Annotated in this window: 14 protein-coding genes; 2 read left to right on the forward strand and 12 right to left on the reverse strand. The window is 27.8% G+C overall.

Annotation, left to right across the window (positions count from 1 at the left end; genetic code table 4):
• Nucleotides 1-813: 813 nt before the first annotated feature.
• From ACFEL4_RS07705 to trxA, 9 genes are all read right to left on the reverse strand, one after another.
• Nucleotides 814-999: a hypothetical protein gene (locus ACFEL4_RS07705; protein WP_375317277.1), complete on the reverse strand. Its 186-nt coding sequence runs from the start codon at nucleotides 997-999 to the stop codon at nucleotides 814-816.
• Between the two features lie 5 nt (nucleotides 1,000-1,004).
• Nucleotides 1,005-1,301, reverse strand: a complete 297-nt coding sequence (locus ACFEL4_RS07710) for a transposase (protein ID WP_375317278.1) — start codon at nucleotides 1,299-1,301, stop codon at nucleotides 1,005-1,007.
• Entirely contained in the window at nucleotides 1,273-1,683 is a 411-nt protein-coding gene (locus ACFEL4_RS07715) for a hypothetical protein (protein ID WP_375317279.1), read from the reverse strand. Before ACFEL4_RS07715 ends, ACFEL4_RS07710 begins: the two co-directional genes overlap by 29 nt.
• Nucleotides 1,684-1,718: 35 nt before the next feature.
• Nucleotides 1,719-3,257 carry a lipoprotein gene (locus ACFEL4_RS07720; protein ID WP_375317280.1) on the reverse strand — a complete coding sequence of 513 codons (1,539 nt, stop codon included), beginning with the start codon at nucleotides 3,255-3,257 and terminating at the stop codon, nucleotides 1,719-1,721.
• Between the two features lie 27 nt (nucleotides 3,258-3,284).
• Entirely contained in the window at nucleotides 3,285-4,223 is a 939-nt protein-coding gene (locus ACFEL4_RS07725; protein ID WP_375317281.1) for a hypothetical protein, read from the reverse strand.
• Between the two features lie 15 nt (nucleotides 4,224-4,238).
• Nucleotides 4,239-8,339, reverse strand: coding sequence for an ABC transporter permease (locus tag ACFEL4_RS07730; protein WP_375317282.1), 4,101 nt, complete (start codon nucleotides 8,337-8,339; stop codon nucleotides 4,239-4,241).
• Nucleotides 8,273-9,058, reverse strand: coding sequence for a hypothetical protein (locus ACFEL4_RS07735; protein WP_375317283.1), 786 nt, complete (start codon nucleotides 9,056-9,058; stop codon nucleotides 8,273-8,275). Before ACFEL4_RS07735 ends, ACFEL4_RS07730 begins: the two co-directional genes overlap by 67 nt.
• A gap of 169 nt (nucleotides 9,059-9,227) precedes the next feature.
• Nucleotides 9,228-10,052 carry an HAD family hydrolase gene (locus ACFEL4_RS07740; protein WP_375317284.1) on the reverse strand — a complete coding sequence of 275 codons (825 nt, stop codon included), beginning with the start codon at nucleotides 10,050-10,052 and terminating at the stop codon, nucleotides 9,228-9,230.
• Between the two features lie 11 nt (nucleotides 10,053-10,063).
• Nucleotides 10,064-10,396 (reverse strand): thioredoxin, encoded by a 333-nt coding sequence (trxA, locus tag ACFEL4_RS07745; RefSeq protein WP_308149714.1) that lies wholly within the window; start codon nucleotides 10,394-10,396, stop codon nucleotides 10,064-10,066.
• A gap of 481 nt (nucleotides 10,397-10,877) precedes the next feature.
• On the opposite strand from trxA, the gene ACFEL4_RS07750 reads away from it, so the two are divergent.
• Nucleotides 10,878-11,414 (forward strand): hypothetical protein, encoded by a 537-nt coding sequence (locus tag ACFEL4_RS07750; RefSeq protein ID WP_375317285.1) that lies wholly within the window; start codon nucleotides 10,878-10,880, stop codon nucleotides 11,412-11,414.
• Complete coding sequence (locus tag ACFEL4_RS07755) at nucleotides 11,309-11,698, forward strand: IS1595 family transposase (RefSeq protein WP_375316929.1); 390 nt, start codon at nucleotides 11,309-11,311, stop codon at nucleotides 11,696-11,698. The genes ACFEL4_RS07750 and ACFEL4_RS07755 overlap by 106 nt, the downstream gene beginning before the upstream one ends.
• 711 nt (nucleotides 11,699-12,409) lie before the next feature.
• On the opposite strand, the gene ACFEL4_RS07760 is transcribed toward ACFEL4_RS07755, so the two are convergent.
• The 3 genes from ACFEL4_RS07760 to ACFEL4_RS07770 all read right to left on the reverse strand — a co-directional run bounded on the left by ACFEL4_RS07760 (nucleotide 12,410) and on the right by ACFEL4_RS07770 (nucleotide 16,158).
• Nucleotides 12,410-13,348, reverse strand: a complete 939-nt coding sequence (locus tag ACFEL4_RS07760) for a type I phosphomannose isomerase catalytic subunit (RefSeq protein ID WP_375317286.1) — start codon at nucleotides 13,346-13,348, stop codon at nucleotides 12,410-12,412.
• A 24-nt stretch (nucleotides 13,349-13,372) separates the two neighbouring features.
• Nucleotides 13,373-15,460 carry a PTS fructose transporter subunit IIABC gene (locus ACFEL4_RS07765; RefSeq protein WP_375317287.1) on the reverse strand — a complete coding sequence of 696 codons (2,088 nt, stop codon included), beginning with the start codon at nucleotides 15,458-15,460 and terminating at the stop codon, nucleotides 13,373-13,375.
• A 137-nt stretch (nucleotides 15,461-15,597) separates the two neighbouring features.
• Complete coding sequence (locus ACFEL4_RS07770; protein WP_375317288.1) at nucleotides 15,598-16,158, reverse strand: transposase; 561 nt, start codon at nucleotides 16,156-16,158, stop codon at nucleotides 15,598-15,600.
• Nucleotides 16,159-16,201: the final 43 nt, after the last annotated feature.

Below are 16,201 nucleotides of genomic sequence, written 5' to 3' on the forward strand. Positions count from 1 at the left end.
CCATCATTATATAGAGCAACTGTGCGTGTATTATGAGGTTCAACATGCTTGTCCACAAAATGAAAAACAAATAATATTTATTCTATGTAATTTTTGAATTAACATAGTATCTAATTAACTAGTATGTTTAAATATTAACATATTTAAAAATATATACCATATCATGATAAAGATTAAAAAAAGTTATCTTTATGATAACTTTTTAACCTTAAATTTAATCTATTTATCTATTCTAATAGATTACTTAAATTATACATTAATATTTAAGATTGTGGGGTAATAGTATTTTTTTTAGATTTTCTTTTGAATTTAAACTTGTAAAAATTTATTTTAAATTTATCATGCCCTATTTCTTTTATTAAATTATCACATTTATTCTTAATAATAATCAAATCTACTACTAATCCAATAAAATTTAAGCCTATTTTAAAAACTTAATAAATCTTAAACCTAAATAGTTAGGAATTTTTGTTATAAAATAATAAAATAAAACATTAAAATACTTGTTTATTAACTATAATATGATATAATTATAGCAACAATTAAATAGTTTAATGTTGTCTTTTATTTAAAGAAAATTAAATTATAACTATTAACTTTATTCACCCAATTGATAATTAATACCAGTTTTGTCACTAATTTGATGAGAAATTGAATATAAAGTACCGGTAGTATCAAAAAAAGATACGAATAAAAACACAAATATAGCAATATACATGGTTGTTGAAGTTCAAATTTTAGGATTACTAATAGCATGATAAGTATTACTAAAATTAATTTGGCTTTTCTCCCTTTATGTACTATTTTTAAATTTTATCACATAAATGCTGAGAAAAGCCTATCTACGGACTTCTCCCCACATTTTGAAATTAAACATAGCATTACAGTTTCAAAACTAGGTATGTTATTGAATTTATATGCAGCTTCTTTTGCATATAAATTAATATGATGTTTTGCAACTTTGATATGTGTTTTAATGTTCTTCGTATATGTTTTCATACTGACTAAATTTGGTTGGTATTTACACCAGTTTTTGAAACATAGCCATCTTGATGGTTAACTGTTTCATGCTTAGTGAAAACCGATTTCAAATCGCGATATCCTTTTCAAGAATCAGTATGTACATCACACTTTGAAGAAATGTGGTTTATTGCAAACTGCAAAAGATTTTTACTGTTTGCGTTTTTCAATACTTTCACAATCAGATTGTTGGTTGTTTGTTCATAAATACCGATAATCAAGGTTTTGTTCAACAAGGATCTTCCTTGTTTTTTAACCCATATGTGAAAGATACATTTCATCCATTTGCACTATGCCCTCAACAATGAATTGAGGTTCTTGTTTAGCAATGGCACTTCGGATTTTATGACCCATTCTTCAAGCTGTTTTCAAGGTCACTCCCAATTCTTTTGCAACATCAGTTGATGGAATTCCATGTTTGGTGTTTATTCATCTAAAGATGAGATAAAACCAAGATATTAAAGGTGTTTGTGACTTTGAAAATATAGTGCCCGTGAGAATACTGAATGTTTGATGACATTTCAAACATCTCATTTTTCTTAAATTAGAAGTATTCAAATTAAAACTAGAACACCTAATACATTTGCTTTGTTTCAAACTTGCTATATATGCAAGACATTGTTTTTCAGTTTGAAAAGTATTATTGAACTCATTCAATTTCATTGTTTCCTCCACAAGTACATGTGGGGAGAAGTCCGTTATTTTTTATCAGTTACATCAGTATTGCTAACATAAGTCTTTCCAACAGTAAATCCATTGTCAATTAATTTTTGTAAATCTGTTTTATACTTATCATCAACATTTGTTTTTAAAGTAATTTTAATTGTTACTGGTTTATTACCTTCAGTACTTATTTGTGTTTTATCATCATTACTAATTTCTTCACCATCGTATCATACCGCAAAATCAGCAATGGCAGCAGCACTATCATCATTGCTTAATTGATAAGTATTTTTTAAATAACTATGAAGATTATCAAAAATTGTTTTTCCTGTAGCTGCATTTTGAATAACAAAATCGTTTTTAATAATTCCAAAATAAACATTAATATTTAGTGGTGGCATGTTAGTTACACCAGAAATAGCAGCAGCAAGTGGATCATGACCTAAAAAGTTTTTTGAACCAGGTAATCAACTAACATTAACTGATGCACTATTAGTTTTATCAGGCAGTGTAACAATTAAATAATTATTTACTTCTTCACTACTAAATGATTTTAATTGATCTTGATTTTGGTCAATAATTGCTTGTTTGATTGTTACTAAATTAGTGCTTGCAGGTTTTTTCAAATCAATAGTTTTAATTGCCTTATCAATACTTAGACGATTATCAACATTAATATTAAAATTAAAAGTTACTTTATTAGTAAAAACTTTATGTAAAGTATTATCTGTGGGATTAACATTAGCATCAATAGTTAATTGATTTTTATCAAAAGTTATTACACCGTCTACAAATTGAACTCCTGCAACTAAGTCAGTAAATTCTTGTAATAAAGGATTAGCATCACCAATAAATTCAGTTAAAAATGCTTTAATTGCTATTGCAGAACCTTCTTCTTTAATTTTACCTATTAGTTCTTGTGGTAAATAAACATCACCAATATAGGTATTAGTAAAAATTTGAGCAATATCAAGATTTTTATTTAAAATTACTGGAATGTCTGTTCCTTGATATTGTGACCCTTTTGCTGTAATTGTAGCTGATGTTGCAGGATTATTATCTTGATTATGCAATGTAACTGTAACATCTTGTAAAGTTAAATTTAAACCATTTAAAGCATTAACTCCATCTAAAACATCCTGTTCCTTAATTTTTGTAGGTACAGGATATAATCCTTCTAGATTTCTATTAGCATAGACATTTTTTACTGTAATTAATTTTGTTAAATCTTTTGATTCAATACTATTAAAAGTAACATGTAATGTTCCTTTTTTAAAATGAGTATCATATTGGTCAACATTAATAGTAGCTGTTTTATTAGTAATATCTGTTACTTTTAATGTATCATCTTTAATATTAGAATTCTGGTTTTGAAAAGCAGTTAAGATATCACGAGCATCATTTTTAACATCACCTAAGTTAGTAACTTTAACTTCATGGTATAAAAATGGTAATTTACTTTGATCTGCAAGGTTTGTTGGATCTACTTGTGGTTTATTAGAACATGCAACCACATTTGTTGTTGTTATGCTTCCTAAAGTTAGTACACCTAAAAGGCTTAATAATTTTCTCATAATTGTTTTCTCCCTTATATTTAAAATCTATTTTGAAATTTGGAATTTTAGTGTAATATGACCACTATAATATTCCGAATCTTTAACACCACTAAGTTCAGCGCTGTCTTTTGTTGGATTAGTAATGTTTAAATTATTAACAATTTCTGCTAATAAGTCAAGTTGAGTAACGAAATTCTTAATAATAACGTACATTAATATTGTATATGGCCGATTATCAGGAATAATTCCTAAGTCTGGAACTTTGATTACTGACTTAAGGTCAGTTGGGTTTTTTGGTGATTTTTTTAGTTTAACAGTAAAATTAACGGTAATTGAACCATAAAAGTAAGGTTCTTGCTTAGCGCTAGTAGGATTAGTTAAAGTTGCTGTACCAGTAACTGGTCTATCATAATTAGGCTTGCCATCAGTTTTAATGGCAATATGATTTAAATATTCATCAGCAATTTCATTAATTTTACTTACTAAGTTCATATTTTTAAAAACACAAGCAATTAAGATAGTTTTATCATTAGTATCATCAATTTGATTTAAGTTAGTGACACTTATATTATCAGCAATATGATGAGAACTAGTAATGGTAATGATAAATTTAGCGTCACCTGGTAGAGTAATGTTTGATTTAATTTCAAACGTATATTGCGCATTACGTTTTAAATCAGAAGCATTTAAATCAGCAATTACCTTTCCATCTTTAGTTCCTGTTCAAGTAGTGGCTGTTTTATCTTTTCAGGGACTATCTTGTAATTTATTTTTAATTGCTGAAAATAAACTAGCAACAGTATCATAATCTTTAATGTTCATAGTAGCAAAGTCAACACCTTGAAATCCAGTAACTTCAATTGGAATTTGAGGTGGTGGAATTGGAATGTTATTTCAATTTGGTTCATTACTACATGCTGTAACATTTAACATAACAGGAGTGCTAGCAATAAATATTGCTAGTAATTTTATTAATTTTTTCATTAATTATATCCTCCTTTAAATCGCAGTAATAACGTCTAAACTATTAACTTTAGTCATAATTTTTCAACTCATTAAATAAGCTAAAGAATATAATAAATAACTAATAACAATAGAAATAAGTGGTAATCACCATTTCATAATTAAAGGAATAACAATAGCATGATGCAATAAGAAACTGGTACCAAATAATAATAAACCTCATCCGAAAAGAAAACCAATAATGGTTTTTAAAACAACAATTGGAAAGTAAATTCCTAATACTAATTTAGTAATAGATTTATTACTATATCCTAAAACTTTCATTGTGGAAATAACTTTTAAATTCTCAGCAATAATGACATTACTTGTTAAAATAATTATTAATAAAGCAAGCAAACAAGCAATAATAATTGCAACAAATAAGATAGTATTAATAATTTGATAAATATGTTGTAAGATTCCTTGTGCTGTTATGATGGGTAATAAATTATTAACACTAATAATTTTATAAGCATTATATTGGTTACCACTAATATCACTGCCACCAACTAAACCATTAACTGAGTAATCACCATAAACTTGACTAGTACTAATACCATTAGTTAAATCATCAATGACATTAGATTGTGATAATTTATAATTAAAAACAGGATATTCGTTATTAAAGATTTGTTGTCATATGTTAATAATGGGATCATTAACTGATTTACTTATGAAATCATTATATTTTGCTTGATAATAAACTAGATTATTAGTTGCAAAACCACTACTATTTAAAACTTGGACTTGAGATTTGACGGTTTGTGAAGCATTAACATCGTATGGTTTAGTTCATTCTTTTAAGAATGTTTGAAATAAAGTAGGTTTAATTTCGTTATAACCTGCTACTTTTTCTGCTTGTGTTTCTTTAACTCAAGCTTTATTATCACCATACTGATTAGTAATTCCTTTCACAACATAAGTGCTATTAGCAAGTACTTTTTCACTATTAATGATTAAAGAACCTGATGAAGCATCTTTTTCTACTGAAGTAGCTGTTACTGGAGTTGGATTAGTTGGATTAATATTTGATTTTAAAACAAAATCTTGATTATTATTAACAATATCTTTATTAATTCAATTGACATTATCGTTAAGATGACTCCCTGATAAAGTGCTATATAAGTATTTACTATTAGTGTAACTATCATTACCTAGCGGGTCACTTGCACTTAATTCTCTCGTATCCCAGCTATTTGGATTAATTATTTGATTGTTTTGTTTTAAAACATTACGCGATTGGTTTAAAGTAATAGTTTGACCAACGGCAACATTTAATAATTTGGCTAAACTAGCATTAAGAATAATGCCATTATCATCACTATTATATAGTTGTGATAATAAGTCATCACTACTATTGTTAGTTAATTTTTGAGTTTTACTATTTTGTTTAATACCGTAAACTTTAAAATTTTGGTTACTATAACTAGCATTAAAGTAAGTGCCTAAATCATCGTTAACAGGATTATAAGGAACAACACCAAATAAAATATTGTAATTAGCATTGGGATTTTTAAAATTCTGCGCAATTGTTGCTCGTAAACTGTCGGGGGCTTGGCTGTAAATCCCTTGCATAAATCCTTGTTCAATATTATCAATGAAATAAGCCTTGTATCAATTACAAATATCATATGTTAACTTTTCTACTGTATCATAACCAGTAACTGGGTCATTAACAATTTGGCTAAAAGGTGTATAAACATTTTTTTCATCTGTTAAATGACCATCTGTTAAATCATTACCAGGTAGAATACCTTTATTAAGATATTCAAGACTTGTAAAAAAATCATCAGGATTATCATTAATTTTAATGGCACTTTTATCAGAAGAGAAGTACTTTGGATTTTGGAGGTCTAAACCAATAGTAGTACGATATTTTAAATAAAAACTTCTTAATAAATCTAATTGTTTAACATTTTTTTGAGCATCTGGATAAGTTCCAACAATTGTTTCAACTGATGATTTATTATTAAAATTATCTAAACCCATGCTATGATAATCACTTCAAATGCTACTAATAATGATTGGTGTTAGGATTTGTGATGTTTGGGGAATCGTAATTTTATTACTTGTTAAATATTGTTTGCTAATGTTTTTATATAATAGACTAGTTAAATCAGTAGCATTAAAAGTGGGACTGTAAGTTTCACTATTAATTTTTCCTGTTTGATATTGATTCATTAATTGATCTAAATTATCAATCATGTTGGTATTACCATCTGCAAAGTGCATATAATAACTATTATCATTAGTAGTTCATGCTGGTTGTGATGGATCATAGGTTTTATAAAAGCTAGTTGGAATATTATAGGTAGGATTATAATATTCAATCTTGGTTTGATAATTATCACCTATATATGAATATTTCAAATTATCTTGTAAAATCATGGGAATCGTGGTGGTTGCTGCTATTAAAGCAGTAACAACAATCATTGTTAATGATACTCCTGTCATTTTTCCAATTGAATTACTAAATAAAGCAGCTTTAAAACGACTATTAAAATTATTTTTAAAAGTTATTTTCTTTTTAATTTTTTGTTTAATCATAAAGGTAGCATTAATCATATCACCATTAATCATTACTACTGGATTTTTCAACATCATGATCGCACAAGTAATCGTAGTAACTAAACTTAATAAAATAAAGATAGCAAAAACACAAACCATTAGCGAAGTTATAGTAAAGGCAAATGGTTGAAAAACAAAATTAAAATAATTTTGAAAGAACATCATAACAAACTGCTGTGATGCTAAACCAATTACATACCCACTAATTCCTCCAATTAAAGCAATCATTAACGGATAACTAAAATAACTTAAAATAATATTATGTTTATGATAACCAAGACTTCTTAAAATCCCATTTTGAATTCTTGTATTTTCAATTTGTTTTTTTAATACCAGCACTAAAGCAAAAACTGATAATAATAAAGTTGTACTAATAATTAAATATGAACCTAAAAAAAAAGTTTTTAAAGTTGTTTCTAAAAAGGTAATTCGACTTGCTAAAGAATATTTATGATCATCTTTATATGTCGCTAAAGGATGATTAGCGTCACCAATTTTCACAAAATGTGAACCTAATTTAATTTTGTCAATTTCAACATTTGAATTAAGAAATTGATTAATTCTAGTACTTGCTACTACTGGATTTTTATTATCGTAAAACTTACCAACATAATAAACTTCACGATCACTAGAACTTGATGTTACTAATTGTTGATTATGATTAGTGCTAATAATATTAACTTTAGAATTATCAGGTAAAGTAATAGTTTTTTGTTCTAATCCAAACAAAATTGGATCAAGATAAACTAAACCTTGATTTTTCATATCAGGAATCGGATGAGTAGCATCAATAATTGGTGTTATTAAATCAGCTGAAGCGCCAAATCCAACAACACGAAATCAATTGGCACTGGCATAAGGGGAATTAGGTAATCATTGATTAATATCTTGTTTTTGATATTTACTAATATCGAGATCATTTTTAACTAGAATGGCATGACCATAATTATCACTTTGTAACCTAATAATATCATTAATCTTAATGTTATTATTAGCAGCAAATTTAGAATTCAAATAAACTCATCGTTCTGAATAACGATTAACAGCTTGTTGGTACTTACTTCATAAACTTAAAGGCATGCCTTGCGTCACAATAAACTTATCAGTTTGTTGTTCTGGATTTAAAGTAACAGCTTTTAAAATTTTTTGATTATTATTACCAGCATAAAAAGTTCTTGCTTCTACTCGGCCATAAGTAAAACTATCTATGGTATTATTTGTTTTTAATTTTTGATTAATATCATCAAGCACGGCATTTTGACGTTCTTCTAAATTACTGACATTAGTAAAGTTATCTTTCCCATCAACAACATAACTAGTGTTAGAAAAATCAACAATAAAATCGTGTTGATTACTTTGCTCAGCAGCAATAAAATCATTATAACTATTAGTAACACGCGTTTTAGAAGTTTCAATAATACTAAAAACTAGTGAAGATAAAAAAACTAAAATAACTAAACTAACTAGTTGAATTTTATTTTTGGTTGTATTTTTAAAGTTATTTTTAAATAACAATTTAATTTTAATCATATACTTCTCCCTATTTTAAAAACGATTGGACTGTTAAAAACAGGGATAATACCAGGTGCACAAGCCTTTTTAGTATTATTTAATTTTTGTGATTTACGAAAAATTTCTAATCATTGTAAAGCATTGACTAAAATATAATTTACCTTGAAATTAATCAATAATTTTAAAGTAAATGATTTTAAATTAAATAACAATTTTAGTTTTATTTTTTTTATTAAAATCAAAAATAGTTGAAATGACTTTTTAATTGAAATATTAATTTTTATTTTTTTATATAATTTACTAATAAAATTAGAAAAATTTACTAAAAAAGTATAAAATATTACACTTAATAGTAATACTGCCAAGTTAATAATTAGAAAACTTCTAATCAGTGGTGATAAAGTTTGTGATATATTATTAATAAAAGAAATTTTTAAAACTAAAATAATTATAAAATGAACTAGTAAAACAATTAAAACTATTAGCAACAAATAATTGAATTTACCTTTGATTTGTAAGTCTTTTTTTATTTTTAAGGATAAAATTTTAATTTTTTGATTAATTTTTGATAAATAAACTAAAAAAACGACAATAAAAATCATACTAACAATTAAATAAACACTATTTAATTCGCTAATAATTTTTAAAACATTGTTTTGATTATAACAATGAATAATACTTAAACTTATACAATTATAAAAGAAAATCTTAGAAAATTTAAAATTACTTTTAATCATTTTACTTTCTCCTTAATCAATAAATTCAATAATTTTTACTTTATGTCTGTAACATTATATCAATTTATAACATTATATCAATATTAATTATTCATAGTACATTTTCTTCATTTGCTAAAATAAAAAAGTACGACATATGGTCGTACTTTAAACTTCATAAAGTTAATCATTAATCAAATTCTGATATAGGAAATACATACTTATCAATGGCTTTAGCAACTCCACCACAAGTATTTTTCGTAGTTACATCATAAGCTGCTAATTTTAAGTTATGATGGCCATTTTTCATAGCAATTCCATATTTTACTCATTGGATTAATTTGTAGTCATTCATTCCATCACCACATGCTAAAACTTCATCAGCTTTAATTCCTCATTTTTTACATAAGAACTGAACTGCTGTTGCTTTATTAACACCAAGTGGATTAATTTCAATAACGCTATGTGAAGATGTGGCAAGTTCTAAATCTTTAATGTCATTTAATTTTTCTAAGATAGGATTAACTTGTTTTTTCTTTTTACAAAATAATAGAATTTTATACATCCCTTCAGTAGTAGTTTCATCAATTTGTTTACTTGGTAAGTGATTAAAATTTTCCATAATCTTTACTCGTAATGAACTACGGTTAATAAGCCCTGTTTTATTATCAGTACTATATCCTCATATAGCTAAGTTATTATCATTAGCAAATTTAATAATTGCTTGGATTTGTTCTGTACTTAAAGATTTTTCGTATAAAATATCCATTTTATTTTCTTTAGTAATATCAATAATATTACCACCATTATAACAAATAATATGTCCTGTCTGCTCATGGATTAAACATGCTTTAGCAATATCAATGGTTGAACTAGGAGCTCGCCCAGTGGCAATGATAACTTTAATTCCTTTATCTTGGGTTTTTTGAATAGCTACTAAATTTTTAGGATGTACTTTTCAATGGCTTTTTAATAATGTTCCATCTAAATCAAGAACAATTAACTTAATTGGCATGATTAATTACCTTATTTTCCTTTAGCTTCTTCAATATTACTTGTAATTTGTTGTTCATTTACTAAACCAGAGACACGATTGACAACATTTCCATGTTTATCAAAATAAATTAAAGTGGGAATTGAAGCAATTTCATATTGTTCTGCTAAAGCTTTAGCATGGTCAACATCAACCTTAATGAAATTAATATTACTATTAGTTTTATCATTAGCTACTTTTTCAAATCTTGGGCCTAATGCTTTGCAAGGTCCACATCATTCTGCAGAGAAATCAATAACTGATACTTTACCAGAGTTTAAAATCTCAGCAACTTGTTTTTTATCATTAATATGTTGTACGCTCATTTTTTTCACTACCTTTTCTAAGTTGTTTACTAATTAATTTTATCATTACTTTGCTTTTTTCTTATAATAAAGATTTAAGAAAAGAAAAAATATTAGTTTAATTCATAAAAACTATAAATAAGCGTTATAGTTTGAATATTACTTCAATTAATTGATAGAAAAATTTAAAAGTAATGTTGTGGATTTAACTGTCAAATTTAATTTAAAATTAATACTACTACAGAAAAAAGCATTGAAAAATATGGTAGTATTATTGATAATTTAGTAATCCAACTACAAAACTTTTATAACTATTTCAGCAATCCTATTATAAATCAGAATTTAAACGATTTTCTTACTAAAAAAAGACAGGAATTAAATTCAATATTAGAAGAAAATTCATCTAATAGTACAAGCATACACATAAGTGAATCTATCTTTTTAAATTTAAAAAGTATATTAAATTACGGACTTCTCCCCGCATGTACTTGTGGAGGAAACAATGAAATTGAATGAGTTCAATAATACTTTTCAAACTGAAAAACAATGTCTTGCATATATAGCAAGTTTGAAACAAAGCAAATGTATTAGGTGTTCTAGTTTTAATTTGAATACTTCTAATTTAAGAAAAATGAGATGTTTGAAATGTCATCAAACATTCAGTATTCTCACGGGCACTATATTTTCAAAGTCACAAACACCTTTAATATCTTGGTTTTATCTCATCTTTAGATGAATAAACACCAAACATGGAATTCCATCAACTGATGTTGCAAAAGAATTGGGAGTGACTTTGAAAACAGCTTGAAGAATGGGTCATAAAATCCGAAGTGCCATTGCTAAACAAGAACCTCAATTCATTGTTGAGGGCATAGTGCAAATGGATGAAATGTATCTTTCACATATGGGTTTAAAAAACAAGGAAGATCCTTGTTGAACAAAACCTTGATTGTTGGTATTTATGAAAAAACAACCAACAATCTGATTGTGAAAGTATTGAAAAACGCAAACAGTAAAAATCTTTTGCAGTTTGCAATAAACCACATTTCTTCAAAGTGTGATGTACATACTGATTCTTGAAAAGGATATCGCGATTTGAAATCGGTTTTCACTAAGCATGAAACAGTTAACCATCAAGATGGCTATGTTTCAAAAACTGGTGTAAATACCAACCAAATTGAGTCAGTATGAAAACATATACGAAGAACATTTAAAACACATATCAAAGTTGCAAAACATCATATTCATTTATATGCAAAAGAAGCTGCATATAAATTCAATAACATACCTAGTTTTGAAACTGTAATGCTATGTTTAATTTAAAAATGTGGGGAGAAGTCCGTAGATAGGCTTTTCTCAGCATTTATGTGATAAAATTTAAAAATAGTACATAAAGGGAGAAAAGACTTAAATTATTCATTTAATATTGATTCAAAACTAGGATTAATTACTTATAATTTGAAAAATGCTAAGGAAAAATTCACAATTCTTCATCAAAACATTGATAAAAAAACAATAGACACTAATATTGTTAGGTTTAAAACTATATTAGAAGAATTGCAAATTAATATGAACTTTACATAAAATTCAATTGAATTTTATGATTTAAACACTAAAATTATTGAACAATCTTACTGTGATGTATTAAGACCAGGATTAGCATCTAAATGTAATATTTCTACTTTAGAAAATTAACATACACCTAAAGCAGATGATTCAATTAATTCTGTTCATTCATTTAATCTTACTTATCCTTTAATTTAAAATTATGAACAAATTTCAAAACCTGTTAATTTCGCTAGAAATAACGCATTAATTTATGGAACTGTAGCTACTGGAATTGTTGCTATTATATTAATTAAAAATCCTTGAAACAGAACTACTGTTAAAGAATGTAATGATTTAGAAAGAAATGGGGAACAAAATCGTCCTATGTTGCAACAACCATCACTTATTGTATAATTAAACTTAGTTCAAGACATTAAAAACTCTTATTAGAATATAGTTTTCTAATAAGAGTTTAATTTTAATATTTTAACAATAACTTATCATCATCATTAAATTACCATCTAAAGTAAAACTATTATAGCCATGAGGTAAAATAAATGAATCACCTTTTTTAATTGGTTCACCATCAATTGTTCCTTTACCATCTAAAACCGAAACTTGTAATCATCGCACATCAGGATAGCTATAATTTTTAATACCATCATTGGTAATTTTAATTAGTTTATAAAATTGATTATCAACTAAGTAATTATCATGAGCATTAGTATCACTATTATCTTTATCAGGAGTAATGATAATATCTTCTGCTTCTTTTAAGTGTAAAACTCGAGGATTGCCGAAATCATCTCTACGGTCATAATCATATAAGCGATAAGTAATATCTGATGATTGTTGTAATTCAAAAACCATAGTGTGGGCTAACAATCCATGAATTTTTAAAGAAGGAACATAAATAAATTGCCCTTCTTTAATTGGAACGTACTTCAATAATTTATTCCATTGACCTTTATATACTCACTGTTTAAATTGGTCTTTTGTTTTAGCAAAGTGGCCTAAAATAACTTGACCTTTGGGTTCTGGCAAACAATCTAAAACATATCAACATTCAGTTTTACCTAAACTTTGATGATGTTTTTGCGCATATTCATCGTCAGGATGAATTTGAACACTTAAACTATCATTAGCATCCAAAATCTTAGTTAGTAATGGATATTCAGCCTCGTGAGGATTACCAAATAAGTGTGGGAAATCTTTAAATAGTTGTGCTAAACTTAAACCTTTATGAGTGCCATTTAAAACATAACTCATACCATTGGGATGGGCGCTGATTAATCATGCTTCACCAATAGCAGTGTTCTTTGGTAAGTCAAAGTTAAACTTATGCGCTAACTTTTGACTACCTCAGATTTTATGGACAAAAGCAGGAATTAAAAAAATTATTTGCGACAAAGGGTTATTACCCATAATACATTCTCCTAAATTTATAATTTATTTTTGGTTTGGGTTATTAGCTATTGTTGGTTTCTTCTTAAAAACTTTATTAACTTTATCACCCATGATTTTAAAAACACAGATGTTACGTGATTGGATAATTAATAATCCGCCATACATAAAACAAGTAATAAGTGCTCCAACAACAATAGCTAGAAAGAATAAAGCAATTCCAATTCCTTGATGATAATGTAAAGCACCCACAGCACCTAATACTGCAACAATGGGACCACCATGAGCAGCAGCATCGGTTAAAAAGAATGCTCCAGCAATACATCCAGCAACAGCACTACCAACAATGTTACTAATAATAGCACGTTTTGGATCTCTTACCGCAAATGGAATTGCTCCTTCTGAAATCCCAATGCATCCCATTAATAAAGCTGTTAAACCTAAAGTTTTTTCACCTTCATTAAAGTACTTACGTAAAATCATCGTTGTTAATCCCATACCAATTGGCGCAACTGGAATCGCTGCAGCAACAGCACCCATGAAAATTTGGGTATTTGGGTCACCATTACCACTAGCAACTAAACCAGAAGCAGTTAAGAAAGCAATTTTATTAATTGGACCACCCATATCAAATCCAACCATGGCTCCTAATAATAATCCAATACCAGCCATCGCAGCAGTTGGTAATTTAGTTAATCCATCTTGTAGTTGTTGCATTAGTCAAGCAATTGGTGCACCAATTGCATACATAAATGTAAAACTAATTAAGAATGTAGCAATAATTGGGATAACAAAAATTGGCATAATTGGAGCAATTGTTTTTGGTACTTTTCAACTAATCATTCATTTTACTAAATAACCAGCAACCGGACCGATTAACAAGGCTCCTAAGAATCCTGATGAAACATTAGACTCAAGACCAGCAATCGGATAAACTAAACCAACAGTATTAGCAATAAAGGCACTAACCATTGCTGGTACTAATGCCGCTCTTCCAGCAATTGAATAAGCAATATATCCTGCCAGAATCGGAATCATTAATGTAAACCCAGCAACTCCTGCTTTAAACATGAAATATAAGAAGTTAGGTTCTAAAGTACAAGGGTCAGCACTTGGACCGTAAATAGCTTTCGTTAATCCAATTGATAGCGCAATCATAATACCACCAAAGACAACAAAAGGAACCATATAACCAACACCAGCCATAATATGTTTCATAATTCCTTTTTTGTAAGTAGCAAACATATCTCCAGCAACATCGCCTGAACTATTTTTACTATCTCCACCTTTAGTTTCAAAAGGTTTAGCTTCAGCAAACGCTTTGTTCATAGAACCTTCAGGGTCTTTTATAACTTTGGTAATTTCTAGTTGATATAATGGTTTACCAGCAAAACGCTCTAAACCTAAATCAGCAGCTCCAGCAGCTACTGCAATAATAACTAAATCAGCACTAGTAATATCTTCTTTGGTTAAAGTACCTTTAATTCCAATACTACCATGGGTTTCCACTTTAATATCATGACCTAAAGTTTTAGCTGCTAATTCCAATTTATCTTGGGCAATATAAGTATGTGCTACTCCCACTGGACAAGCAGTGATAGCGACAATTTTTTTCTTACCATTTTTACTTGTTGGTGATTCTGGTTTTATAGTTTCAGGTTTTTCATCTTTTTCATCAATCGCAAGACCAGCAATAACAGCAGATTTATCATTTGATTTTAATAATAGTTCTTGAAAATCTGGTTTAGCTAATTTTTGCGCTACTTTAGATAAAATTGCTAAGTGTTCATTAGAAGCAGATTTCAACGGAACAATTAAAGCAATAATAGCTTGCACAGGTTGTTCATCCATGGCTTTTCATTCAACAGGTTTTTTAAAGCGTACAATAAAAATTCTTGCTTTAACAATATCTTCATTTCGGGCATGCGGTACAGCTACCCCATCACCAAAACCAGTTGTTCCTTCTGCTTCACGAGCTTTAAAACTTTGCACTAGCGTATCGATACTAGAACCTTTTCTCAAAAGCCCTAATTTTTGCGCTTCTTGGGCAATTTTTGTAAATACTTCATCTTGTGTTGTACAAGAATCATCCAAAAAAACTTGTTGTGGTGTTATAATATCTTGTTTAGACAATTTACTTCATCTCCTTTTGGTGTTATTTTTCTAACATATTAATAATAAATTAAGGCTTTTCTCCCTTTATGTACTATTTTTAAATTTTATCACATAAATGCTGAGAAAAGCCTATCTACGGACTTCTCCCCACATTTTTAAATTAAACATAGCATTACAGTTTCAAAACTAGTTATGTTATTGAATTTATATGCAGCTTCTTTTGCATATAAATGAATATGATGTTTTGCAACTTTGATATGTGTTTTAAATGTTCTTCGTACATGTTTTCATACTGACTCAATTTGGTTGGTATTCACACCAGTTTTTGAAACATAGCCATCTTGATGGTTAACTGTTTCATGCTTAGTGAAAACCGATTTCAAATCGCGATATCCTTTTCAATAATCAGTATGTACATCACACTTTGAAGAAATGTGGTTTATTGCAACATCAGTTGATGGAATTCCATGTTTGGTTTTTATTCATCTAAAGATGAGATAAAACCAAGATATTAAAGGTGTTTGTGACTTTGAAAATATAGTGCCCGTGAGAATACTGAATGTTTGATGACATTTCAAACATCTCATTTTTCTTAAATTAGAAGTATTCAAATTAAAACTAGAACACCTAATACATTTGCTTTGTTTCAAACTTGCTATATATGCAAGACATTGTTTTTCAGTTTGAAAAGTATTATTGAACTCATTCAATTTCATTGTTTCCTCCACAAGTACATGTGGGGAGAAGTCCGTAAATTAA

This window comes from Spiroplasma endosymbiont of Virgichneumon dumeticola (assembly GCF_964264745.1).
Taxonomy (GTDB): domain Bacteria; phylum Bacillota_I; class Bacilli_A; order Mycoplasmatales; family VBWQ01; genus Spiroplasma_E.